Origin of the sequence: Streptomyces sp. sk2.1, assembly GCF_008120935.1 — a bacterium.
GTDB lineage: Bacteria > Actinomycetota > Actinomycetes > Streptomycetales > Streptomycetaceae > Streptomyces.
The window spans coordinates 1-21,971 of sequence record NZ_RDBO01000035.1 but is presented as its reverse complement, the minus strand read 5'-3'; the positions used below and the strand labels follow the sequence as shown (position 1 = coordinate 21,971).

At 71.5% G+C, this 21,971-nt stretch carries 20 protein-coding genes; 12 read left to right on the top strand and 8 right to left on the bottom strand.

The genetic code is table 11. The features are described from left to right. Positions 1-2 precede the first annotated feature (2 nt). Both EAO76_RS13695 and epsC read right to left on the bottom strand, forming a co-directional pair. The gene (locus EAO76_RS13695) at positions 3-986 is read right to left on the bottom strand and encodes a PLP-dependent cysteine synthase family protein (RefSeq protein WP_148836213.1); all 984 of its coding nucleotides are present in this window, start codon (positions 984-986) and stop codon (positions 3-5) included. Positions 987-1,089: 103 nt separating this feature from the next. Then, positions 1,090-1,620 (bottom strand): serine O-acetyltransferase EpsC, encoded by a 531-nt coding sequence (epsC, locus tag EAO76_RS13690; RefSeq protein ID WP_399462055.1) that lies wholly within the window; start codon positions 1,618-1,620, stop codon positions 1,090-1,092. 275 nt (positions 1,621-1,895) lie between these two features. On the opposite strand from epsC, the gene EAO76_RS13685 reads away from it, so the two are divergent. From EAO76_RS13685 to EAO76_RS13675, 3 genes are all read left to right on the top strand, one after another. Further along, complete coding sequence (locus tag EAO76_RS13685; RefSeq protein ID WP_148836212.1) at positions 1,896-2,132, top strand: 4-oxalocrotonate tautomerase family protein; 237 nt, start codon at positions 1,896-1,898, stop codon at positions 2,130-2,132. Between the two features lie 68 nt (positions 2,133-2,200). Further along, a complete protein-coding gene (locus EAO76_RS13680) occupies positions 2,201-3,115 on the top strand; it encodes a hypothetical protein (protein WP_262375447.1) in 915 nt (304 codons plus the stop codon). A gap of 288 nt (positions 3,116-3,403) precedes the next feature. Further along, positions 3,404-3,838 carry a hypothetical protein gene (locus EAO76_RS13675; protein ID WP_148836210.1) on the top strand — a complete coding sequence of 145 codons (435 nt, stop codon included), beginning with the start codon at positions 3,404-3,406 and terminating at the stop codon, positions 3,836-3,838. Positions 3,839-3,994: 156 nt separating this feature from the next. Here the strand turns inward: EAO76_RS13675 and EAO76_RS13670 are convergent, their stop codons facing one another. The 5 genes from EAO76_RS13670 to EAO76_RS13650 form a co-directional block, all read right to left on the bottom strand. After that, the gene (locus EAO76_RS13670; protein ID WP_148836209.1) at positions 3,995-7,048 is read right to left on the bottom strand and encodes a BTAD domain-containing putative transcriptional regulator; all 3,054 of its coding nucleotides are present in this window, start codon (positions 7,046-7,048) and stop codon (positions 3,995-3,997) included. Positions 7,049-7,848: 800 nt separating this feature from the next. Next, on the bottom strand, positions 7,849-8,196 hold the full coding sequence (locus EAO76_RS13665) for a hypothetical protein (protein ID WP_262375446.1): 348 nt from the start codon (positions 8,194-8,196) through the stop codon (positions 7,849-7,851). A 144-nt stretch (positions 8,197-8,340) separates the two neighbouring features. Further along, the gene (locus EAO76_RS13660) at positions 8,341-9,345 is read right to left on the bottom strand and encodes a helix-turn-helix domain-containing protein (protein ID WP_148836208.1); all 1,005 of its coding nucleotides are present in this window, start codon (positions 9,343-9,345) and stop codon (positions 8,341-8,343) included. A gap of 489 nt (positions 9,346-9,834) precedes the next feature. Then, positions 9,835-10,266 (bottom strand): hypothetical protein, encoded by a 432-nt coding sequence (locus tag EAO76_RS13655; protein ID WP_148836207.1) that lies wholly within the window; start codon positions 10,264-10,266, stop codon positions 9,835-9,837. Positions 10,267-10,408: 142 nt separating this feature from the next. After that, complete coding sequence (locus EAO76_RS13650; protein WP_148836206.1) at positions 10,409-10,732, bottom strand: hypothetical protein; 324 nt, start codon at positions 10,730-10,732, stop codon at positions 10,409-10,411. Positions 10,733-10,903: 171 nt separating this feature from the next. On the opposite strand from EAO76_RS13650, the gene EAO76_RS46160 reads away from it, so the two are divergent. From EAO76_RS46160 to thpR, 6 genes are all read left to right on the top strand, one after another. After that, the gene (locus EAO76_RS46160; protein WP_376042610.1) at positions 10,904-11,254 is read left to right on the top strand and encodes a response regulator transcription factor; all 351 of its coding nucleotides are present in this window, start codon (positions 10,904-10,906) and stop codon (positions 11,252-11,254) included. Between the two features lie 170 nt (positions 11,255-11,424). Then, entirely contained in the window at positions 11,425-12,846 is a 1,422-nt protein-coding gene (locus tag EAO76_RS13640) for a hypothetical protein (RefSeq protein ID WP_187438605.1), read from the top strand. Between the two features lie 123 nt (positions 12,847-12,969). Continuing rightward, positions 12,970-13,470, top strand: a complete 501-nt coding sequence (locus EAO76_RS13635) for a hypothetical protein (protein ID WP_148836205.1) — start codon at positions 12,970-12,972, stop codon at positions 13,468-13,470. Between the two features lie 1,132 nt (positions 13,471-14,602). Then, positions 14,603-14,752 carry a hypothetical protein gene (locus EAO76_RS44515; RefSeq protein WP_187438604.1) on the top strand — a complete coding sequence of 50 codons (150 nt, stop codon included), beginning with the start codon at positions 14,603-14,605 and terminating at the stop codon, positions 14,750-14,752. A gap of 13 nt (positions 14,753-14,765) precedes the next feature. Continuing rightward, positions 14,766-16,025, top strand: a complete 1,260-nt coding sequence (locus EAO76_RS13625) for a PQQ-binding-like beta-propeller repeat protein (RefSeq protein WP_148836204.1) — start codon at positions 14,766-14,768, stop codon at positions 16,023-16,025. A gap of 64 nt (positions 16,026-16,089) precedes the next feature. After that, positions 16,090-16,686 carry an RNA 2',3'-cyclic phosphodiesterase gene (gene thpR / locus EAO76_RS13620; RefSeq protein WP_148836203.1) on the top strand — a complete coding sequence of 199 codons (597 nt, stop codon included), beginning with the start codon at positions 16,090-16,092 and terminating at the stop codon, positions 16,684-16,686. Between the two features lie 222 nt (positions 16,687-16,908). Here the strand turns inward: thpR and EAO76_RS13615 are convergent, their stop codons facing one another. Continuing rightward, the gene (locus EAO76_RS13615; RefSeq protein WP_148836202.1) at positions 16,909-17,547 is read right to left on the bottom strand and encodes a TetR/AcrR family transcriptional regulator; all 639 of its coding nucleotides are present in this window, start codon (positions 17,545-17,547) and stop codon (positions 16,909-16,911) included. Positions 17,548-17,729: 182 nt separating this feature from the next. Here EAO76_RS13615 and EAO76_RS13610 point away from each other — a divergent pair, with 182 nt between their 5' ends. The 3 genes from EAO76_RS13610 to EAO76_RS13600 all read left to right on the top strand — a co-directional run bounded on the left by EAO76_RS13610 (position 17,730) and on the right by EAO76_RS13600 (position 21,757). After that, on the top strand, positions 17,730-19,211 hold the full coding sequence (locus tag EAO76_RS13610) for an APC family permease (RefSeq protein ID WP_148836201.1): 1,482 nt from the start codon (positions 17,730-17,732) through the stop codon (positions 19,209-19,211). Then, positions 19,211-20,311 (top strand): alcohol dehydrogenase catalytic domain-containing protein, encoded by a 1,101-nt coding sequence (locus tag EAO76_RS13605; protein ID WP_148836200.1) that lies wholly within the window; start codon positions 19,211-19,213, stop codon positions 20,309-20,311. The genes EAO76_RS13610 and EAO76_RS13605 overlap by 1 nt, the downstream gene beginning before the upstream one ends. A 111-nt stretch (positions 20,312-20,422) precedes the next feature. After that, complete coding sequence (locus tag EAO76_RS13600; protein WP_148836199.1) at positions 20,423-21,757, top strand: NAD-dependent succinate-semialdehyde dehydrogenase; 1,335 nt, start codon at positions 20,423-20,425, stop codon at positions 21,755-21,757. Positions 21,758-21,971: the final 214 nt, after the last annotated feature.

The following is a 21,971-nucleotide window of genomic DNA, read 5'->3' as shown; positions in this document are numbered from 1 at the left end:
GATCAGGCCTCCCACATGCTCAGGTAGCGCTCACCCGTGTCGGGCAGCAGCGTCACGATCACACCGTCGGTGAACTCGGCCCTGCGGGCGACGATCTCACTGGCACGGGCGGCGGCGCCGGACGAGACACCGGTGAACAGCCCCTGGCTGGTGGCGAGCCGGCGGGCGGTGAGCAGGGCGTCCTCGTCGGAGATCGTCAGCACCTCGTCGATGAGCGAGACGTCGGTGGTGTCGGCGACGAAACCGCCGTTGAGGCCCGGGATGCGGTGCTGACCCGCGTACCCCCGGGACAGGATCGGCGACTTCTCCGGCTCGACGGCTATCACCCGCACGTCCGGGTCCTGCTCCTTGAGGTGGCGGGCGACACCGGTGAGGGTGCCTCCGGTGCCGACCCCGCAGACGAAGGCCGAGATGCGGCGACCGGTGGCCGCCACCGCGGAATGGATCTCGGGGCCCGTGGTCTCGTAGTGCGCCAGGACGTTGTCCTGGTTCTCGTGCTGGCACGGGAACCAGGAGCCCGGCGTGGCCGCGTGCAGCCGCTCCGCCTCGGCGATCGCTCCCGGGTAACCCAGCGCGCTCGGCGTCTGGACGATCTCCGCACCGAAGGCGCGCAGCAGCTTGACCCGTTCGGCCGTGGCGTTGTCCGGGAGCACGATGACACAGCGGTAACCGCGCGAGGCGGCGAACGCGGCCAGCGAGATCCCGGTGTTCCCGGAGGTGGCCTCGATGACGGTGCCGCCGGGCCGCAGCGCGCCGCGCTCCTCGGCGGCACGCAGCATGTAGAGGGCGGCCCGGTCCTTGCTGGACGACATCGGGTTGGCGGACTCCAGCTTCGCCAGCACCCGCGCACCGGGCGCCAGGTCGCGCAGACGCAGTTCCAGCAGCGGGGTGGAGCCGACGAGGTCCTCGATGCGCGAGGCGACGGCCGGGCGGACGGGGGCGATGTGGGCCGAGGGGGCCTGTGCGGTGGTCGACACGGTTCTCATCTCTCGCAATCGGGGGAGTCGGTCGGCACGGAGTTCGGACGGGTCATCAGGAACTCGCGGAGGCGGTGACGGGTCACCAGGAACCCGCGGAGGCGGTGACGGGTCACCAGGAACCCGCGGAGGCGATGACGGTGAAGACGTCCTCCATCAGCTCCGGCCGACGGCCGGGCTCCTTGATGACGGCGGTGGGCGCGAGCACCCGGGCACCGCGGGGGACGTCCTTGTTGACGAGGGCCTGCGCGCCGATGACCGCACGGTCACCGACGGTCACCGGACCGAGGACGGTGGCATTGGCGCCGAGGACGACACCACTGCCGACGACGGGGTGGCGACGGTCGCCCTCGGGCCGCTCGTTGTCGCTCCACCAGCCCACCGCACCGAGGGTGACCTGGTGGTACATGGTCACGTCGTCGCCGACGACGGCGGTCTCACCGATCACCACGCCGGCGCCGTGGTCGATGAAGACCCGACGGCCCAGGACCGCGCCGGGGTGGATCTCCACCGCCGTCACCCGGCGTGCCCACCGGGCCAGCAGCCGGGCCGGGATCCGCAGGCCGCGGCCGTGCAGACGGTGAGCGATCCGGTGCGCCCACAGCGCGGTGAGCGCGGGGTGGAGGACGGATTCGGCTCCGATTTCGTCGGACTGAGCAGGCTCATCGTGGCTCCAGTGGCGGGGCGGGCCTTTGACTGGAAAAGAGCGTGCCGGGCCGCCTTCCCGCCGGAGTCCCGGCCCGTTCCCGCTCGTCGGGACCGCGACCGCCCCCGACGGAACCAGGAGGGAACACGGCGGGAAACATACGGGAACGGCCGCTCCCACACTCGCCTGTGCACCGCCCGGTCGGCCGCCCGCCGGTCCATCGGCCGGCCGCACCTTGCAGAGATGTCCCATTGCGAACAGAGGAGCTTCCCGTGCCTGTGATTTCCGTTGACTGGTGGAAAGGCAACGACCGTGCCCGACGCCAGGAACTGGTCGGTGAGCTGACCGCCTGCGTGTCCCGGATAGCGGGATGCCCCGAGGAGGCCGTCACCGTCATCGTGCGGGATGTGGACCCCGGCCACTGGGGGAAGGGCGGCCTGCTCGCCGACACACCTCCCGACGCCGACGCCACCGCCGCACCGCAGGACACCGGGGGGCAGCAGCCGTGACGGCACCCGCCGGATCCGGTTCCTCCGATCCGCGCTCCCTCCTCCTCGTCTGTCCGACGCCCCGGTTGGTGACCGCGGCGACGGAGGCCGGATTCCAGGTCGTCACGGTCGCCGATCCGGCCGGCTTCACGGACGACCAGCTGCGCGACCACCTGGCGGAGATCGTCCGCACCCACCGGGTGGGCATGCTGATCGCCTGCGGAGAAGCGAGTACCCTGCCCGCCGTGCTGGAGACGGCCGAACACCTCGGCGTGTCCCCGAACCCGGCGGCCGCGGCCCGGTTGCTCGCCGACGCGTCGCAGATCAGGGGCCTGATGACGCGCAGCGGCCCCCAATGGGAGGCGCTGACCCTGCCCACCGTGCCGGAGGGCGGGCCACCGCCGTACGACATCGAGTACGGCGTGGAGACGCTGACGGCGGAGGGGATGCACCGGGTCACCGGCATCGTCGAACTGCGTTTCACGGGCAGGGGGGCGTCCCGGGCCGGTTCCGGGCCGGGAGCGGGCACCGGGGACGACCCCACCGGCGCGGTGCGCGAGGACACCCCCCTCCACACCTTCCCCGCGCCCATCACCAGGCAGGAGGAAGCGGAGATCCGGGCCCTGGCCACGGGCCTCCTGGACCTGGCCGGGTACGAGTTCGGCTACGCCTTCACCCGCATCGCCCGCACCGACGAGGGACCACGCGTCATCGAGTCGCTCCCGCGGCAGGCGAGCTGGCCCACCTCCAGGCTGATCGAACTGACCACGGGACTCGTGCCGGAACGGGAACTCGTACGCGCCCTGTCGGGCAGCCCTCCGGAGGCGCCGGCGATGGTCGGCTGCGCCGCCGCGGTCCCGCTGCCCGATCCGTCCGGCGCACCGGACCGGATCACGGCACTCGCGGACGTACGGGAGGTGCGGGACGGCCATGTCCTGCTCACCGCCCTCACCCCCGCCGAACTGGCCGCCCGGACGGCGGCCGTCCTCGACAGCCAGGTCTGACCGGTCCCCTCCCGCAGGGGTCCACGAGTGGTCCACGCAAGCGCCCGACCGGGGTTTCCCGGCCGGGCGTTCTGCGTGGGCGCCCGTACCGGATCCCCGCTTCCCGGACGCGGGTCTTCCCGCGCCCGGCGGTGCGGGATTCCCGGGCTTCCCAGGGTTTCCCGCTGTGTTCCCGGTCCCCCGGGGGAGCCGGTAACCGAAGCGGAACAACCCGGGAGCGGGGGACGACAAAGTCATTCCTGTCAGCAGGAAAGCCCAGGCAGAACCACTCCAGAAGGCGGGATTCAGATGCGGAACTCGGTGCTCACGATGGCGGGAATCCTCACGGCGGCCGTTCTCACGGTCGGCGGCGCTGCCGCCACGGCGAACCTCACGGGTGGCGCCGAGCTCGATTCCACGGCCGCCGCGCACCTGGTCCTGAAGAGCACCGGCTTCGAGGCCGCCGACGAGGACACGGGCGAGGGCCCGAACACCGGCGAGGGCCCGAACAGTGGTGAAGGCCCGAACACCACGCCGGTGGTGCCGAGCTCCGGCGAGGGTCCGAACGTGGTTCCCGCACTCGACGGCGAGGGACCGAATGCCGGTCCCGCGTCCGACGGCGAGGGTCCGAATGTCGGTCCCGCATCCGATGGCGAGGGTCCGAACGTGGTTCCCGCGCTCGACGGCGAGGGCCCGAACGTCGGTCCCGCGCCCAGTGGTGAGGGCCCCAACTTCGCCGCCTGACCCCCGTCGCCGCACAGGCCCCCCTGCTGGAAGGCCGGTGCCCCGCTCTCCGCCGAGGAGAGCGCGGCACCGGCCTTCCCCGCGTTCGGTGATGCGGATGCCGGGAACCGGCCGCGCGGCAGCGGTACTCGGCCGCGGCTCGGACGGGGAACCCCGTCAGACCGTTCGGGCCGCGGGAATCCCCATGGCCTCGAACGCCTTGTTCGCCGTCTCCCGGTGGACCCGGGCCGAACCGTGGTCGCCGAGGTGCTCCAGGGCGTGCGCCATACCGGCCAGCGCGTGCGCCTCCTCCACCCGGTAGCCGATGCCGGAGGCCGCGTCATGGGCGTGCTGGTGGAGGTCGAGGGCGAGGGAGTAGCGGCCGTTGCGGGTGTGCAGCCGGCCGACGATGTTGCCGACGGCGGCCTCGCGCATCGGTGCGCCGCTCAGGTCCCCCAACTGCAGCGCCGACTCCGCCCACTCGGTGGCCGGCTTGCTCTCGCCGAGCCGGTCGGCGGCCTCGGCGGACAGGGCGAGCAGCAAGGACATGTCGGCGGGCGACATGACGTCCACGGCCAGTTCGCGGGCCCGGCCCAGCAGATCGGCGGCCGTGTCGACCTCGCCCATGCCGAGCCTGGCGATCGCCAGCTCCGTGAGCCCTTCGACCTCCTTGTCGACGGAACCGATGCCGCGGGAGAGCGTGATGGCACGGGTGGCCGCCTCCACCGCCTCCGGGAAGCGCCTCCATTCGGCGTACAGATTGCTCAGGTTGGTCAAGGACTCGGCCTCGGCACGCTCCGCCCCGAGCTCCCGCTTGATCGAGATGGACTGCTGGAGCCGGGGAAGCGCTTCGTGGTACCGCCCCAGCGCACTGAGCAGGAGGCCCAGGACGCCGGTGTCCTTGGCCTCGCCGCGTCGGTCGGCGAGACCGACGGCCAGCTCGAACGCCTCCTCCGCCACCTCGATCCCCTCCTCGAAGCGCCCGAGCTTCCAGCAGGCCACGGAGAGATTGGACAGACTCAGCCGCAACAGGGCCGGATCGCCCAGTCGGCGGGCGGCGGTGATCGCGGTGCGGCTCAGCTCCCGGAACTCCTCCAGCCGGCCACGCAGGTCCAGAGGGAAGACGACATTGGCGGCGAGCAGCCCCACATGGCTGTCCAGTTCCCAGCGGTACGCCAGCGAGACGGCGGCCATCAGCGAGTCCTGCTCCCGCTCCAGCCATTCCCGGGCCTGGTCCGGGGTGCCGAGCGGAGGGAGCTCGGCGGCCGACCGGGGCTCGGGGCGGCTTATCCGGGCACGTCCGGGGAAGAGCATGTCGCAGGCGGCGTCCGTCGCGGCCAGCGCGAAGTCCAGGAGCCGGCGCACGGCGCGCGCGGCCTCCTCGTCACCCGCGCCCGCGTTCGCAGCGCCGGGTTCGGCATCGGTGCGCGCACTGCCGCGCGAGAGGTTCTGGGCGAAGCTGCGGACCAGGTCGTGGAAGGCGTAGCGACCGGTCTCGTGCTGCTGGAGCAGGTGCATGTCCAGGAGGTACTCGAGGACCCCCTCCGCGTCCCTCGCGCTCTTGTCGAGCAGGGCGCCGGCCGCGTACACGTCGATCTCGGTCCCAGGATGCTGGCCCAGCATCCTGAACGCCTCCCGGGTCTCGGCCGCCAGGCCCTCGTACGAGAGCCGCAACGTCACTTCGACGCTGCGCTCGCCCGAGTTGAGCTCGGCCAGCCGGTGGGCGTCGTCGCGGAGCCTGTCGACGAGGTAGCGGACGGTCCAGCGGGGGCGCTTGCGCAGCCGGGCGGCCGCGATGCGCAGGGCGAGCGGAAGGTGACCGCAGAGCTCCGCCAGTTGCGCGACGGCCTCCGGCTCGGCGCGGGCGCGGGTACGGCCGAGGACCCCCTCGACGAGGGCGACGCTGTCGCCGGGCGGCATGACGCCGAGCGAGACGGTGTGCGCGGCGTCGAGGTCCACGAGAAGGGCGCGGCTGGTGACGAGGACGAGGGTTTCGGTGGGGGAGGTGAGGAGCGGCCTCACCTGCGACTCGTCCAGGGCGTTGTCGAGCAGCAGGATCATGCGATGGGTGCTCATGGTGCGCCGCCACAGGGCGATGCGGCCCTCCGCGTCGTCCGGGATGCGGTCGCCCGGAACGCCGAGCGCCCGCAGCAGGGCCTCGGCGGCGGCGCCCGCGCTGAGCGGCTGCCCACTGGGCGTGAAGCCGCGCAGGTCGATGTGGAGCTGCGCGTCCGGGTAGCTGTCGGCGAGCTGATGGGCGGCCCGTACGGCGAGCGACGTCTTGCCGCTGCCGCCCATGCCGTCGATGGCGATGATCAGGGGCCCCGTGCCGGGGGCTTCCGCGACGAATCCGAGCAGTTCGCGGACCTCCTCCTCACGGCCGGTGAAGTCGCGCAGGTCGTAGGGGAGGGTGGAGGGTTTGCCCTCCGGGGTGAAGGGGGCGACGGTGGTCTGCGGCGGGGCGGCGAGCTCGGGGCTGTTGCGCAGGATGGCGTTGTGCAGCTCGGTGAGCGAGTCGCCGGGTCCGATGCCGAGTTCGTCGATCAGGAACTCGCGGACCTTGGCGAACTCTTCCAGGGCTTCCGCCTGGCGGCCGGATCGGAAGAGGGCGAGCATCAGCTGGCCGCGCAGGGTCTCGCGCAGCGGGTGCGCGTCGATGAACTCCCTCAACTCGCCGATCAGTTCACCGTTCTCTCCCGAATCGAGCCGCAGGTCGAAGAGTTGCTCGACGGCCGTCAGGCGCCGTTCCTCCAGGGCCGCGGAGGCGGCGGCGAGCACCGAGCCGCCGCTGCCCGACAACAGCGGCCCCCGCCATAACTCCAGCGCCTCGCGCAACGCCGTGGCGGCGAGCGCGTTCTGTCCGGCGGCAGTGGCTTCCCTGGCCTGTTTCAGCCCCTGTGTGAACCTGCTGAGGTCCACCTGGTCGGGTGCGGTGAGCGCCCGGTAACCCGGCCCCTCGGTGACGATCAGATTGCGCCCGTCGGGAATGCGCTGACGCAACTCCGCCACCGCCTTGCGTACCTGATGGGCGGCGGTGGCGGGCGCGTTCTCGTCCCAGACGGCTTCCACCAGACGGAAGACGGGAAGCACACGCTGGGGTTCCAGCAGGAGCGTGACCAGCACTTTCTCGTGCACGGGGCCACCCACCCGAACGCGTTCCGACCCGTCCCAGCATTCGAACGAGCCCAGAATCCGGAACCGCACTCTCAGTTCCCCTGTGTTCTCGCCCATGAAACGTTTCCCTCCAGCGGGCCCTGGAGCGGCCCTGCCGCCACCCCACGAATGCCGATGCTCCCAGTCCTGCCGGTCCGAATGGGTCATCACACCAGGGTGTCGAGCCGGGCGGCAAGACGGCCCTCCGATTCGTGGCCTCAAGTGAGTGTTTTTCAGCAGAATTGACTTGCCGTCAATATTTGCCATGGTCGATTGACCGGAAGCCCGATTGGCCGGAGGCTCGACTGAGCAGGAGCTCGGGTGACCGGGCGTTCGGGACGGACGATCCCAGCGGTCACCCACCACTCGGGTCGGTACCGCGAGACGATGTGGGAGCATCCGGACAACGAGCGGGTTCCCGGGCGGCATCGTCGGAGCCGGAGCGCTTCCCGCACGACAGCGGAAGCGGATCCTCTTCGCCCGGTGACGGGCCGCTGCGCGAATCAGGCAGTGGTTTTGGCCGCCATCCGGGTGACGGGCTTCTTGCGCACGGACGGCCACTCATCCACGAGGACGCTGCAGTACGGCGAAGCGCCGTCCGGCCCGGTCCGCCGGCATCTGACTGATCATCTGCCGCGTCTCCAGCAGGGAGCCGGGGCGAGGGCGCATTCGACTCGCGGTGGCACGGTGGGGGGTGCTTTCCGGTCAACCAGAGGGGCCGCCGCCGCTGCGAGAGCGGAGGCGGCCCCTTTTTCCGTATTCCTTTCCCTTTCACACCCGCACGTGGTCGAGAAGATCCGCTGTGGCCGCAGACCCGCCTCGATCCCTACGGCGCGGCCGTGACGGGAATCAACGGGAGGAACGCACTTGCGGGGTCATCAGCCGTCGTAAACTCCCCAGTCCCGCACGCTGCCGTGACCGGAGCAGCTGCCACCGAAGATCCAGTAGCCCGGACCGACCAGCGGGCCCCAGATCTCCGTACCGTCCGAGCACTGGGTCCATGCCCCGGAGCGTCCGTAGTCGACGTTGCAGTCCGCTCTCCACGACGTGCCGTAGTTGACGAAGTTGTTGCAGTAGTTCGCGTGCTGGATCGAGATCGAGGACGATCCGGTCTTGCCCTGTGTTGCCACTGCCGGACCGTCGGGCTCGACGGGCGCGGCCGCGGCGGTGGAAGCTCCGGCCAGGACGAGCAGCAATCCGGCCACCGGTACCAGAAAGCGTTTCATCTTCCCTCCACGGGAACAGGGATTCGCGCGGGAGAACCGCGTAAATCGCAGATCGATATGGCGCATGGCGTGTGCGGTGATGCTGAATCGTGCGGTCTCACCGTGGCACGGAAGACACGACGGCATTTGGGAATCGGCGCAGCATCAGTTGTGTTCCGACGCGGCCTGTGCTCGCCGTGCGGCCTCGTGGCGGAATTCCGTGGGAGTCATGCCGTGGGCCGCCCGGAACGCCTTGCTGAACTCGGCCGGCACCGGGAATCCCCACTGCGCGGCCAGTGCACCGATCGGCCGGCTGCGTTGCCGGGGGTCGGCGAGGTCGGCCCGGCAGCGGTCCAGGCGCCGTCGGCGGATTGTGGCCGCGACGGTGATCGCCTCCGCGCGGAACAGTTGGTGCAGAGTGCGGACGGAGATGTGGTGGTGCGCCGCGATGTGAGTCGGTGTGAGCCGGGGGTCGCCGAGGTTGTGGTCGATGAATGCGTGAATGCGGGCCAGGAGGGCCTGGCGGCGGGTGTCCGCGGGAAGCCCTGCCGCGGCCTCCAGCCGTGTGGCCAGGAATGTGGTGGCCAGATCGAACCCCACGCTCCCCAGGCGGAGCAGTTCTGCCTCGTCGCAATGCTGGGCCTGCTCGTGCAGCCCGGTGAGATAGGACGCGAGAAGCGCTCCCGATCCGGTACGGGCGGGGAGGAGGGTCGCGACCAGTTCGTCCGTCCGGTCGGGGGGAAGCGGTAACGCGGTCCTGGGCAGCCGGATCAGAGTGACCCGGGGGAGCTGCTCGCTGCCCATGAATTCGCAGGCCAGGGGATGGGAGGTGTCGAACAGGGCCATGTCGCCGGCCTTGAGCAGGGTGTTGTTGCGCCGTTGCTCCAACCCGATCGGACCGTCGTGGACCAGGAGGAGGAAGTAGGACTCGGGGTCCGCCCGCCGGATGTGCGCCGGGGTGCGGCGGGCCGACATGGGGGAGAAGCGGAATGCCGACACCTGGGTCTGGGCGAGCTGCAGCGAGGCTGCTTCTCCCGCGAAGGAGTCGATGTGGTCGCACTTGATCGAAACGGGAACGACCGCTTCGGCGACCATGGACGACCACCATTCGAAGCCGACGCGCGTGCTGACGCTGTTGGTCGAGACGGTTGTCGCCCATATGTCCGCCATCCTGTCATCCCCCCGAGTCTATACATGACAGATCCTCATCTTCAGATGATGTCCCACGTGGTGGGTTTTGCGAGCCCCTTGTGATGGGCGACGGCGTGGCGAGGCCAGGAAGGCCGGGAAGCGGCTGCCCTTCTGGCCGAACACGTCAGTGGTGCCGGACTCCCGACCCCGTGGAGGAGGCCGGCAACCCGCCCTCGGCCGCGAGCACGCCCGCCAACCCGACCTCGGCCGCGAGCACGCCCGCAAGGCCGGCAGCCCCCGCCCCCGCCGCTTCCGACGGCGCCGAGCAGGACCAGGGCTAACCCCGAGCCGCCTGCCGCACCGGAGCAGGGCGCCACTCCCTCACCGGACGGCGGGGCCGATGACGCGGAGGACTCCGGCGCGGCGACGGGCCGGACAGGGGCGAGTTCGGGCTGGGCTCCTGAACTCCGACGGCGGGCCCGGGTGTTCGGGGCGCCGTTCTGAACTGGCTGTGATCGGCGCCCTTCGCTAGAGCTCGTGGTCCTGGGCCAGCTCCTCCCAGTGAATGCCGCGAAGCGCAAGGTCGGCGTCCTCGCCCGACGGGACGGTCGAGACGCTCTGGAACCAGACCACGGCGAGAGCGGACCGGTGCAGTACCGGGTCGAGCTCAGGGGCGACCGCTGTCGATCGGAAGGTGCCGATACAGGCCACGGAAGGCAGCACCTCGACGGGGCCGAAGGCGCCGGCGGTCTGGTCCGGGTACTCGCGGGAGGGCGGGACCAGATGGACCGGCATGGAGGGAAACGCACGTTCAGCCCGCTGCTGGAGGCCCCTGACCTTCATGTCGTTGATGGGCTTGCACGGGTAGCCCTCCAGCATCCCTCCGTAGGTCGAAGACATCCGCAGCTCGGTGAGCTCGATCGAACGTCCGGACGAAAGGGTTATGCGGCTCAGCGACATGCCGACACCCTACGCACAAGATTCACTTCCGACGCACGGCCTGGCAGGGCACACGTCCGCGCCCCTCCGCTCCGGCAAACAGAATTCTCCGCTCCGGCGAGGGAACCCGTACCGGTCCGCCGCCGTCACCCGCGCGTCCTGACTACAGTGACGCCCGCACGGCTGCCCCCGCGGAGACGACATCCAGGTCGATCACGACCTCCTCCCCCTCCCGGCGGCCGCGCTCCGAGATCACGAGGCCGATCAGCGCCAGATCGCCGGCCTGGTCCCGCAACGCGTACTGCTCATGGGTCTCCTCGCCGAGGTCACCCGACTCGTCGCGCTCCCAGGCATCCACCGCGGCCTCGGCCACAGCCCTGGGCAGCCGCACCGTGACACGGCCGACCTGGGCGTCGACGTGCTTCCCGATCGCCGCCAGTGCCTTCGAGTCCTCCCGGTACCGGGCGTACCGCTCTTCATCCACCACAGGGTGAGGCTACTCGGACCGCCGGCCTTCGGGTCCTCCCGCACCCTCTCGCGCCGAAGCAGCGAGTGCGCCATGTGCCGGGTCCAGCCGTGTGCCGGGCCATGGGTCGGGCCCACGGCACGTAGCTCTGCGGAGCTACGTGCCGGATGGGCTCCCCAGGAGGACGCGGCGATGGTGCGTGACGCCTTCTCCGTGCTGCTCGGCGTACAGCCCGACATCGAGGCGGTGGCCACCGCCGAGGACGGCGTGCAGGCGGTGGAGAAAACCGACGAGCCGGCCCCGGACGTCGTCGTGATGGACATCCGCATGCCGCACATGGACGGCATCGAGGCCGCCCGGCGCATCGCGGCACGACCGGGCAGCCGGACGAGGATCCTGATCCTGACCACGTTCGACCTCGACGAGTACGTCGACACCACGGTCGAGCAGCTCCCCTTCGCGGAGCACGCCTTCGACGACGCGTACGGGAGCCTGACGTCGCAGACGAGCCGGCAGATCCTGTTCGACTTCCTCACCCGATGAACCCCTGCCCCTGACCGCGCCCATGGCCTGCGGGCGGCACCGAGGCACGGCCATGGGCCTTCAAGGGCCGGGACGGAAGAGGAGCGGTGGGCCGGGGGCCCTGTATTCGAGTGCCCGCGCGCACCCCGCTGCCTATGATCACCCGGTACGACTGCGGGACAGGGGCGGAAATGCGCAAGGAAACCGGGGACGGGGCAGCGGCAGCGGTGCGGCTCGCGGGAGGCGCACCGCTGCGGGACGTGCTCGATGCCGACGACCCCGACAGCTGGCTCGCACTGGACGCGGCAGTGCGTGAAGGGGTCTGGTACCGCTCGCGGTTCCGGCCGGAGTGGGAGCACGCCGGCCCGCTGCCCGCCGACCTGACCCGGCTCGACGAGCCCCGGCTCGCACTCGCCCTCTGCCACCGCGACGGGCGGATCCGGCAGGAGGCGATGAGCCGGTCGCCCTGGTATCCCGGTCTGCTGCCGTTGATCGTGATCCGCTGCGCCGATTGGGCCGCACCGGTGCGCGAGCACGCCCGGCCGCTGCTGCGCGAGGCCCTGGACGCGGACTCCGCCACCGGTCTCGCGCCGCTGATCCTGCGCGTCGGCCGCCGTGCCAGAGGCGCCTTCGGGGGCGAGGTGCTCGAAGAGGTCCTGCGCGGGGCGTCCCGCGGACAGCTCGCGGCCCTTCTCGCCTCCCCCGACCGCCACGTGCGGCGATTCGCGTACCGGATGGCCGTCGCCGGCCGGTCGCTCCGCCCCGTCGAGCTGGCCCGCGCGGCCGCCCGGGACAAGGACACCGTGGTCCAGGACCTGTGCGCCACAGCGGTACTTACGGCTCTGCGCGACGAGGAAGCGTACGAGGACGTGCTGCCGCCACTGCTGACCGCGCGCAACCCGCGTACCCGTTCGGCCGGCGTCACCGCACTGCGACAAGCGGGGCGGCCGGAGCAGGCGGAGCCGTTCCTGGGCGACCGGTCCGCGCTGGTGCGTGCCTGCGCCAGGTACGTCGTACGACAGCATGGCGGCGACCCCGGGGCCTGGTACCGGAAACGGTGCACGGCACCGGACGACCTCGTGCCGCTCCCCGGCGCGGTCATCGGACTGGCCGAGTGCGGCAACCGCGCGGATGCCGGGCTGCTGCGGCCGTTCCTCGCGCACCCGGTCCCCGGGGTACGGGCACGGGCGGTGGCGGGGCTGCGGGCATTGGACCGCGCGGACGCGGAGCAGCTGCGGCCACTCCTCGACGACCCCGCCCCCGGCGTGGTGCGCGAGACGGTCGTGGCCCTGCTGCCATCGGCGGAGCAGCTGCCCGCCGACTGGCTGCTGGAACGCACCGGCCCCGACCGGCCGCGGCACGTCCGGCTCGCCGCGTTCCGGCTGCTCGACGCGCGCGGCGGGATCGTGGCGCTGCGGGCGTCGGTCGGGCTGCTGGCGGACCCGGACGCGAAACTGCGCACCTGGGCGGGGCAGTCCGTGCAGCGCTGGCATCCGTCGGCGGACACGCGCCTCGGCGACGCGGAGGTGGGGGAACTGCTCGACCGGAGCCGGCACCTCTTCAGCGACTACGTGCTGCGACGGCGCAAGCGGGAGGCAGGGGTGAACGACTGAGCCCGCCCGGAGACGCACAGGCGCCGGCAGGCGCGCAGGCCGGTCGGTGGGGAGCAATTCTTCCCGGACGGCGAAACCGGGCTCGGGAACGCGGGAACGTGGGCCGGCCTTTAGGGTGTGCCGGTGCTGGAAAAAGCGAGTCCTGAGACATTGGCCGAGCGGGAGCGCATCGCGGCCCGGGCGCGGGACGAACTGGTGGCCGCCGGCTTGCCGGTAGTGGTGCCGGGGCTGTATCCCGGGCTGTCGCAAGGCGTCGAGGTCACCGTCGACGGCTTCGACGACGGCGCCGGCGGGGTGTGCGTGGGCTGGCGTTCCAGCCCACGGCTGGAGAACCGCGTGCTGCGTGCGGCCGAACTCAACCTCCCGGACGACCCGGCGCTCGTCCATCAGCAGGTCGTGATGGAGGCGATGCTTTCGGCGATCACCGCGATCCTGGTCTCCGCCGGGTTCACGGTGCGCGAAAACCTCAACGACTATGCGCCGTTCACCGTGGCGGTGCCGACCGGACCCAGCGGCGGCCCGTCGTGGGGGATGCGCAAGGAAGAGATGGCCCCGCCGTGCCGGTCGGCCGACGACTGCGGTCCCTCACCCGACACCAGCACGGGGCAGCGAACCAGCAGATGACGGATGCCTCCGGAAGGACACGCGGAGTCGACGCTCCGCAGGACCTCCTGGCCGAACTGTGCGCCTCGCCAGCCGCCGTCGACCGCCGGGAGCCGCTGAAGCCAGGAACCGTGACCCGGGTCCGGCTCCGAAACGCTCCGACACTTCCGAGCCCCGTCGTCGTCAAGCGCGTACCGGACCGGCAGCGCGAGGCCCGCACCGCCTCATGGCGGCTGCGCACGGAACCGGCGGCACTCCGGTTCCTCGGCGAAGACGCGGGGACGGAACCCGCTCCCCGTGTCATCGCGGCCGACCTGACTGCCGGATCCCTCGTTGAGGAGGCAGACCCGCTTCCCGCCCATCCGAGGACCCGAAACCCCCTGTGCCGCGGATTGGGACACGGGCCCGGCTGGACCACCGGAGAAGCCCGCCTCCGTTCGCGAGGGAACTCGGTGAGCGGAACCACCGGCCGCGTGCGCGGCTGAGCACCACCGGTACCGCTGATCCAAGCCGCATCGGCTCTGCGTCCCGGCACGGAAGCGCTGTTGATGGGGCGTCAACCGGGCAGGGCCGGGAATAGCCTCGAAGGGCCGAGCTGTCTCGACGGCCCGAGGGGCGACCATCGAAGCCATCGCTGCCCGGTGGGGGTTCCTGCGCCCGCCGGAATTCAGCCGGGCGTTCCGCGCGAGATGCGGTGTGCCGCCCGGAGAGCTCAGGCAGACGGCACTGGGCGGTGTGTCCGATGCGGAACGGGCCGCGCCGAGAGACAAGTAACGGCGCACGCATCGCCAACTCGCGGATGCCGCCGCACGCCATGATGTCAGGGACGGGGAGTACAGGGCTCCGCCACCGCGCGGAGCCCGGCTCGTTCCCATCCGTCGCAGCTGTCGATCCCCCATGGCGTAGGGGATGCGCTGACGCGCGGCACACGGTCGGAACACCATGGCGCGCACGAGCACCGGGGGCGCACCATGAGCATCAAACGAACGTGGACCGGGGGAGTGGCCGCAGCACCGGCCGGGCCTTCCAACGCGTTCGGAGGAGTCGTCGCTCCGGCCCCTGCAGCCGTGGCCGCGCCCGGCGCAACGGCCACCGCGCCCGGCGTGCACGACGTGGGTGTGCACCTCGCCCGGTGTGTTGTACGACGTCGGGTGTGCGCCTCGCCCCGCTGTGCGCCGCCCACGGCAACCACCGCATGGCGTACTTCGCGGCGCAGGGCCGAGGGACCTGGATCAAGTGCGTCGCGGTGGGAGACAACCCTCCTCCCACACAGTTCCTGCTGCGCGTGACCGTCCTCCCCTGAAAAGGAGTCAAGAATGCGCCGGATGAACAGGAACCGCTGTGTCCGGGTCGGCTTGATGGCCTTGAGCGCCATCGTCCTGCTGGGCTGTTCAGCGGCGGACCGGGGCACGGAGCGCCCGGGCGAGAAGTCCCCCGGAGGATCCGGACCGTCCAGCAGCGCGACGCCGGCCCCGCTGCGCAGCCACGATCCGGTGACCCGGTTCGCCACCCAGGAGGTGGTTCTGCCACCCGGAGCGGTCACCCTCGACGGTGGCACCGCGTGGGTCGCGACGGAGGACGGCATGGCCGCCGTCGACATGGCCACGATGCGGCACGTGTACACCCGGCCGAAGGGGCAGCGCCCCTCCACGGCGCCGAAGCCGGGGCCACCCGTCGTCACCGATGTCCGCGGTGCACGGCTCGCGATGGCCGTGATGCCGGTCGAGGTGCCGGGCACCGGCACCCATCGTGCGCGGTACGCCGCCGAGCTGCTCGCCGCGGACGCGAACACCGGCAAGCAGGCGTGGAGGGTCCAGGTGCCCCTGGACGATTCGACGGGTTTCTCGGAGCCCGTGGAATTGAAGATCGCTGCTGTCGACAACGGCATCGCGGTCGTCGTCGACGGCAGCGATCTCATGGCCATCGACCTCACGACCCGCAAGGTTCTCTGGAACAGGACGACAGCCGGAGTGGAGGCGGTGATCTCTGTCGACGACGGCGTCATCGCGGCCGTCGACCAGGGCGACTACCTGGAGGAGCGGGTGTACGGGCTGCGCGTGAGGGACGGCGAACAGGTGTGGACGCACAAGGCCGAGGAAGGCTTGACCATTCTCCCGGCCGGACCGCACCGCCTCCTGATCACCCTCGGCATCGACCTCGACGCGTACGACACGAAACTCGTGGACATCGGCACCGGACACGTCACGGCGACCCCTGACGTGGTCACGGTTCCGGATCTCTGCTCCCACGACGGGAGAACGACGATCGTCTGCGGCAAGTTCAAGGCGGGGCAGAACGGAGTGTTCGCGCTCGACGCGGAGTCCGGGAAGAAGCTCTGGGAACTCCCGACGAACGACCGGAGCGCCCCCCGTTTCCACTCGGCCTGGCACGGTGTCGTCTACACGTCGCTGAACTCCGAAGGCCTGATGCTGGACGCCCGCACGGGCCAGGACCGGTCCGCCCCTCTGGCACAGGCCCCCGACCTCGTCAACGGCTTCGCCGGCGTCTTCATCCGGGACGACGGGACAGGCCTCGACGGTGAGCCGCAGGCCATCGCCCACCGGACCAGCGGCTGACGAGCGCCCGCCCGCCGTACCCCGGGTCGTCGCATCCACCACCGGATACGGTACGAAGTCCGGTGTGAACGATCAGACCCAGCCCGCGACCGTGCGCGTGTTCATCGCGCTCGCCCCGCCCGACCACGCGAAAGAAGAACTGGCCCGGGAGCTGCGCCCCGCCTACGGCACGCACCCCGGGATGCGGTGGAACCGCGTGGAGGACTGGCACATCACCCTGGCATTCCTCGGGGAACTCCCGGTCGGGGCGGTTCCGCTGTTGCGCCCGCCTCTGGCCGACCTCGCGGCGGAGCACCGGCCGCTCCGCCTGGCACTGCGCGGCAGCGGGAACTTCGACGACCGGGTGCTCTGGAGCGGAATCGACGGAGACCTCGACGGGCTGCACACGCTCGCCGCCGATGTGCGTACCACCGTCGAGAACTGCGGTGTCGCCTTCGCGGACAGGCCCCTGCGGCCCCATCTGACATTGGCCCGTGCACGCCGGGGCGACCGGACCTCGGTGGGGGAGATCGCCGGAGGACTCGCCGGATTCACCGGTTGCCGATGGCACACCGAACGCCTGCACCTGGTCGGGAGCAACGCCGGCCGCAGCCGAGGACCGATCCACTATCGCGACATCGAGGCATGGCCGCTCGGCGACGAGGACTCCACCGGAGCCTGACGAACCGGCAGCGGGCCGGGAGGCGTGAGCACCCCGGCATCTCCCGCACGAGCGAGGAGGCCGAGACGGTTCACCTGCCGCTGTTGGAAAGGTCACGCCTGCCATCGCGGAAAGACCACGCCCGCCGTCGGAAAGGCCATGTCACGACGTGCCCCGTCACCCGCGCGATCCGTTCACGGGCCGCGGCACCCGGCGGGGCGGGCGGCATGGGCGGGCGATGACTCAGGGCATGCGCAGGCCACCGGCCGGCAGGCCCAGTTCCGCTTCCGCGAGCGTGCGGGCGAGGTCGGTGAGGGGCGCCGCGCGCCGGTCGGCGCTGGTGTTGATGTACGCGCTGGCCCCGTCGACGACGGCGAGGATGCGTACGGCGGCCGCCCATGGATCGTCGCAGCGGAACGCCCGCTCCTCCACGCCCCGCGCGACGATCTGCTCGATGCGGCGGCACCAGCGCAGCTCCTGGCTCACCACCTGGCCGTGGAGCGCGGGGCGGTAGCGGGACAGGTGGCGCGCGTTGAGCCAGAGCTTGCTCACGTTGTCGAACTCGGCGCCCGAGATCAGTGTGAAGAAGCGCCGGAGCGCCCCCAGGGGGTCGCCGTCCTCGGACCCGTCCGCCGCCTCGGGCAGCAGGCCGTCCAGCTCCGCCGTGGTGGCCTCGGCGAACGCCTCGGCCACCAGTTCCTCGACCACCGGGAAGTAGTGGTGGATGAGTCCGGACTGCACTCCGAGACCATCGGCGATCCGCTGGCGGGTGACGCACTCCAGGCCCTCCTCCAGCCCGACCCGCGCGGCCGCCGCCACGATCTCGCGGCGGCGCTCGGCCGCCGATTTGCGAACCTGCCGTCCTGCACCCCTTGACGTCATGGCAATGATGCTATTGGCTGTGCAGCCAAATGACAATTGGCTCTGGAGCCAATACATGGTCGCCGCCCGTACGGCTGCCGTGGCACCAGCCCCGTAGCTGGTAGGAACGGCAGGCCGACGGCCGACCCCCACCCCTGTGAGCGCCGCAGGACGCGCGCCCGTAGCAATGCCAGGAGACGAACGTGGACCACAACCGCGCCGATGCCGGCGACCTGGCTCAGTACGGCTACGAACAGGAACTCAAACGCACCCTCTCCGCGTGGGCCGTGTTCGCCCTCGGCTTCGCGACGATCTCCCCGGTGGTCGGCATCTACGCCGTCGTCCAGCTCGGGTTCGTCTTCGCCGGCCCCACCTGGATCTGGGCGGTCGTCGTCGCGTTCCTGGGACAGCTGCTGGTCGCCACGGTCTACGCCGAGCTCTCCTCGCAGTTCCCGATCACCGGCGGCGTGTACCAATGGGTCCGCCGCCTGGGCGGCCCCCGGCTGGGCTGGCTGGTGGGCTGGATCTACCTGGCCTCGGCCATCGCCTCCCTGACCACCGTGGCCTACCTCGGTTCCACCTGGCTGCACATGCTCTTCAGCGACTCGGCGCTGTCACCGCTGACCCATGTGCTGCTCGGGGTGGTCTTCATCGTCGTGGCCCTGGGCATCAACCTGCTCGGCGTCAACCCGGTCAAGCACTTCCTCAACGCGGGCATCGTCGCCGAAGGCGTCGCCTCCATCGCCATCAGCGTGTTCCTGCTGCTCTTCGCCCGCAACAACGGCTTCGGCATCCTGTTCGACACCCTGGGCGCGGAGTCCGCCTCGGGCGGGTCCGTCGTGGCCGGGTTCGTGACGTGCCTGGCCGTGGCCGGCTGGGCCTTCCTGGGGTTCGACGCCACCACGCAGGTCGCCGAGGAGACCGAGCAGCCGCGACGCAGCGTGCCCCGGGCGCTGCTGCGCTCCTACGTGTTCGTGGCGTTCACGGTGCTGCTGACCTCGGTCGCGGTGACGTTCTCGCTGCGCCGCCCCGAGGACGCCGTCTCCGGGAAGACCGCGGACCCCGTCTTCGAAGCGGTGACGCAGAGCCTGGGCGGCTGGAGCGAGAAGCCGTTCGTCCTCGTCGTCCTGGTCGCGTTCTTCGCCTGCGCCATCTCGATCCAGACCTACATCGGCCGGGCCGTCTACGCCTTCGCACGGGACCGGCAGCTGCCCTGCTCCACCCAGCTCGCGAAGGTCGGAGAGCGCCAGATCCCCTGGGTCTCGCTCACCGCCACGGCCGTCCTCGCCGGACTGGGCCTGCTGCTCGGGCTCAACGGCAACGCGGCGGCCACGCTCATCTCCTTCGGCTCCGGCGGTTTCTACTTCATCTTCCTGACGGTCGCCCTCGTCGCCCTCTTCGCACGTCTGCGCGGCCGCTGGAACCCGTCGGAGGGCGAATTCCGCCTGGGCCGGGCCGGCCTGGTGATCAACGTCCTCGCCGTGGTGTGGCTGCTGTTCGAGGCGGTCAACATCGCCTGGCCCCGCGCCGAACTCGCCCCGCCGTCGGGCAGCTGGATCCAGGTCTGGGCCGTGGTCCTGGTCTTCTCCGCACTGCTCGTCGTCGGCCTGGTCTACGTCGCCGTCGCCAAACCCCACACCCGGCTCTCCTCCACCCCGTCGTCCGAAGAGATCAAGGCTCACTGATGTCCGCGCACCTTTCCCCCGCCGTCGCCTACGACCCCGTCGCGGGACTGCACGTCCGAGAGATCTCCCACCGGCCCGCCGGGCCGGGCGAGGTCGAGATCGACGTCCGCGCCGCCGGGGTGTGCCACTCCGACCTGCACATCCTGACGGGCGACTGGCCCAGCGACCGCCCCCTCGTCCTGGGCCATGAGGCCGCCGGGGTGGTCACGGCCGTGGGCGAGGGGGTCGCCGCGGTGGAGCCGGGCGACCACGTCGTCCTCTCCTGGTTCGCGCCCTGCCGCCGCTGCCGCAAGTGCCTGGCCGGCATGGCCTGGCTGTGCACCGGCACCCGGGCCGTGGCGAACACCCTGCCCGACGGCACGACCCCCATCACCGACGCCCGGGGCGAGGAGGTCTGGCCCTACCTGGGCCTCGGCGCGTTCACGAGCCGGGTCGTCGTTCCCGAGTCGGCCGCGGTCAAGGTCCCCGACGAGCTGCCGTTCGGCATCGGAGCCCTCCTGGGCTGCTCGATCTCCACCGGCATCGGCGCGGTCATGAACACCGCCGGCGTACGACCCGGCGAATCCGCCGTCGTCGTCGGCGCCGGAGGAGTGGGCCTGTCCGTGGTGATGGGCCTGCGCCTGGTGGGGGCCGACCCCATCATTGCCGTCGACCTCTCGCCCGAGCGCCTGGCCGCCGCCGAACGCTTCGGAGCGACCCACACGCTCGACGCCGCCACGACCGACGTGGCCGCCTGGTGCCAGGAGCAGCTCGGCGGGGCCGACTACGCCTTCGAGGCCATCGGCAGCCCCAAGGTCATCGAGACCCTTCCGGGCATGCTCACCTCCGGCGGGGCGGCCGTCCTGGTCGGCATGGCCCCCGTCGACGCGACGGGTGCGTTCAACCTCTTCGACCTCGCCGACCAGGGGAAGCGCGTCCTCGGCTGCAACTACGGCTCCAGCGTCGGCGCGATCGACATCCCGAAGCTGGCCCGCCTCCACCTGGCCGGCCGACTGCCGCTGGACGAGCTGATCGGCAACGTCCGCCCGCTCGACGAGGCGGCCGCCGCCTTCGACGACCTCAAGTCCGCCGTCGGGACCCGCACCATCCTCGAACCGTAGGACACGGCACGACCAACCCCGCGCCGTGCCCGGACGCGGCACGACCGGCCCCGAGCCACACTGGGACGTGGGGCGACGCGGCCCCACCCCCCCGCACTTCCTGGAGACCTGATGTACGCCGTCACCGATCCGTCCACCGGCACGACCGCCCGGACCTACCCGACCGCCACCGACACCGAGGTGAGCGAGGCCGTCGCCGCCGCCCACGCGGCCACCGCCTGGGGGCGGAGCAGCACCGTGGCCGAGCGCGCCGCGCTGCTGCGCCGGCTCGGGGACCTGCACACCGAGCACCGCGCCGAACTGGCGGCGGGCATCGTGCGCGAGATGGGCAAGCCGCTCGACGAGGCGGAGGGCGAGGTCGACTTCTGCGTCGACATCTACCACTACTACGCCGACCACGCCGAGGAGTTCCTCGCCGACGAGGAGCTGACCGTCACCTCCGGCCCGGGCCGTGCCGTCGTCCGCCGCGGCCCGGTGGGGGTGCTGCTGGGCATCATGCCGTGGAACTTCCCCGCCTACCAGGTCGCCCGGTTCGCCGCCCCGAACCTCGCCCTGGGCAACACCATCGTCCTCAAGCACGCCCCGCAGTGCCCGGACACCGCGGCGCTGCTGGAGCGGCTGGTGGCCGAGGCCGGCTTCCCCGCCGGCGCGTACGTCAACGTGTACGCCACCAACGAGCAGATCGCCGACGTGATCGCCGACCCGCGCGTCCACGGCGTGTCCCTGACCGGCTCGGAACGCGCCGGTGCCGCCGTCGCCGAGATCGCCGGACGGCACCTGAAGAAGGTCGTCCTCGAACTCGGCGGCTCCGACCCGTTCATCGTGCTGTCCACCGACGACCTCGACTCCGTCGTGGACGCCGCCGTCGCCGCCCGCCTCGACAACACCGGCCAGGCATGCAACGCCGCCAAGCGGTTCGTCGTCACCGCCGGCCTCTACGACGCGTTCGTGGAGAAGTTCACCGCCGCGCTCCTCGCCCGCCAGTCCGGGGCTCCCCTGTCCTCGGTCGCCGCGGCCGACACCCTGGAGCGCCAGGTGGCCGCCGCCGTCGCGGAAGGCGCGACACTGCACACCGAGGGCGAACGCGACGGCGCCCACTTCCCGGCCGGGGTCCTCACCGGTCTCACCACCGAGCACGCCGCGGCCCGTCAGGAACTCTTCGGCCCGGTCGCCATGGTCTTCCGGGCGGCCGACGAACAGGACGCGCTGCGGATCGCCAACGACACCCCGTACGGCCTCGGTTCGTACGTCTTCACCACGGACCCCGTCCAGGCCGCCCGCGTCGCCGACGGCATCGAGGCCGGCATGGTGTTCGTCAACGGCGTCGGCGCCGAGGGCGCCGAACTGCCCTTCGGCGGCATCAAGCGCTCCGGCTTCGGCCGCGAGCTGGGCCGACCGGGCATCGAGGAGTTCGTCAACAAGAAGCTCATCCGCACGGTGGCGTAGCCAGTGGTGGGCCCGGGGCCCGGGGCCCGGGGGCCGTGGTCCGGACGGACCACCGTGAGGTGCCCGCCGGGGCGCGGGACCACCCGCACGCCTGAACTCGCCCCTCCCGGCTTCCGGGTCCACCGCCCTCCGGGTCCACCGCCCTCCGGGTCCACCGCCCTCCGGGTCCACCGCCCTCCGGGTCCACCGCCCTCCGGGACCACCGCCCTCCGGG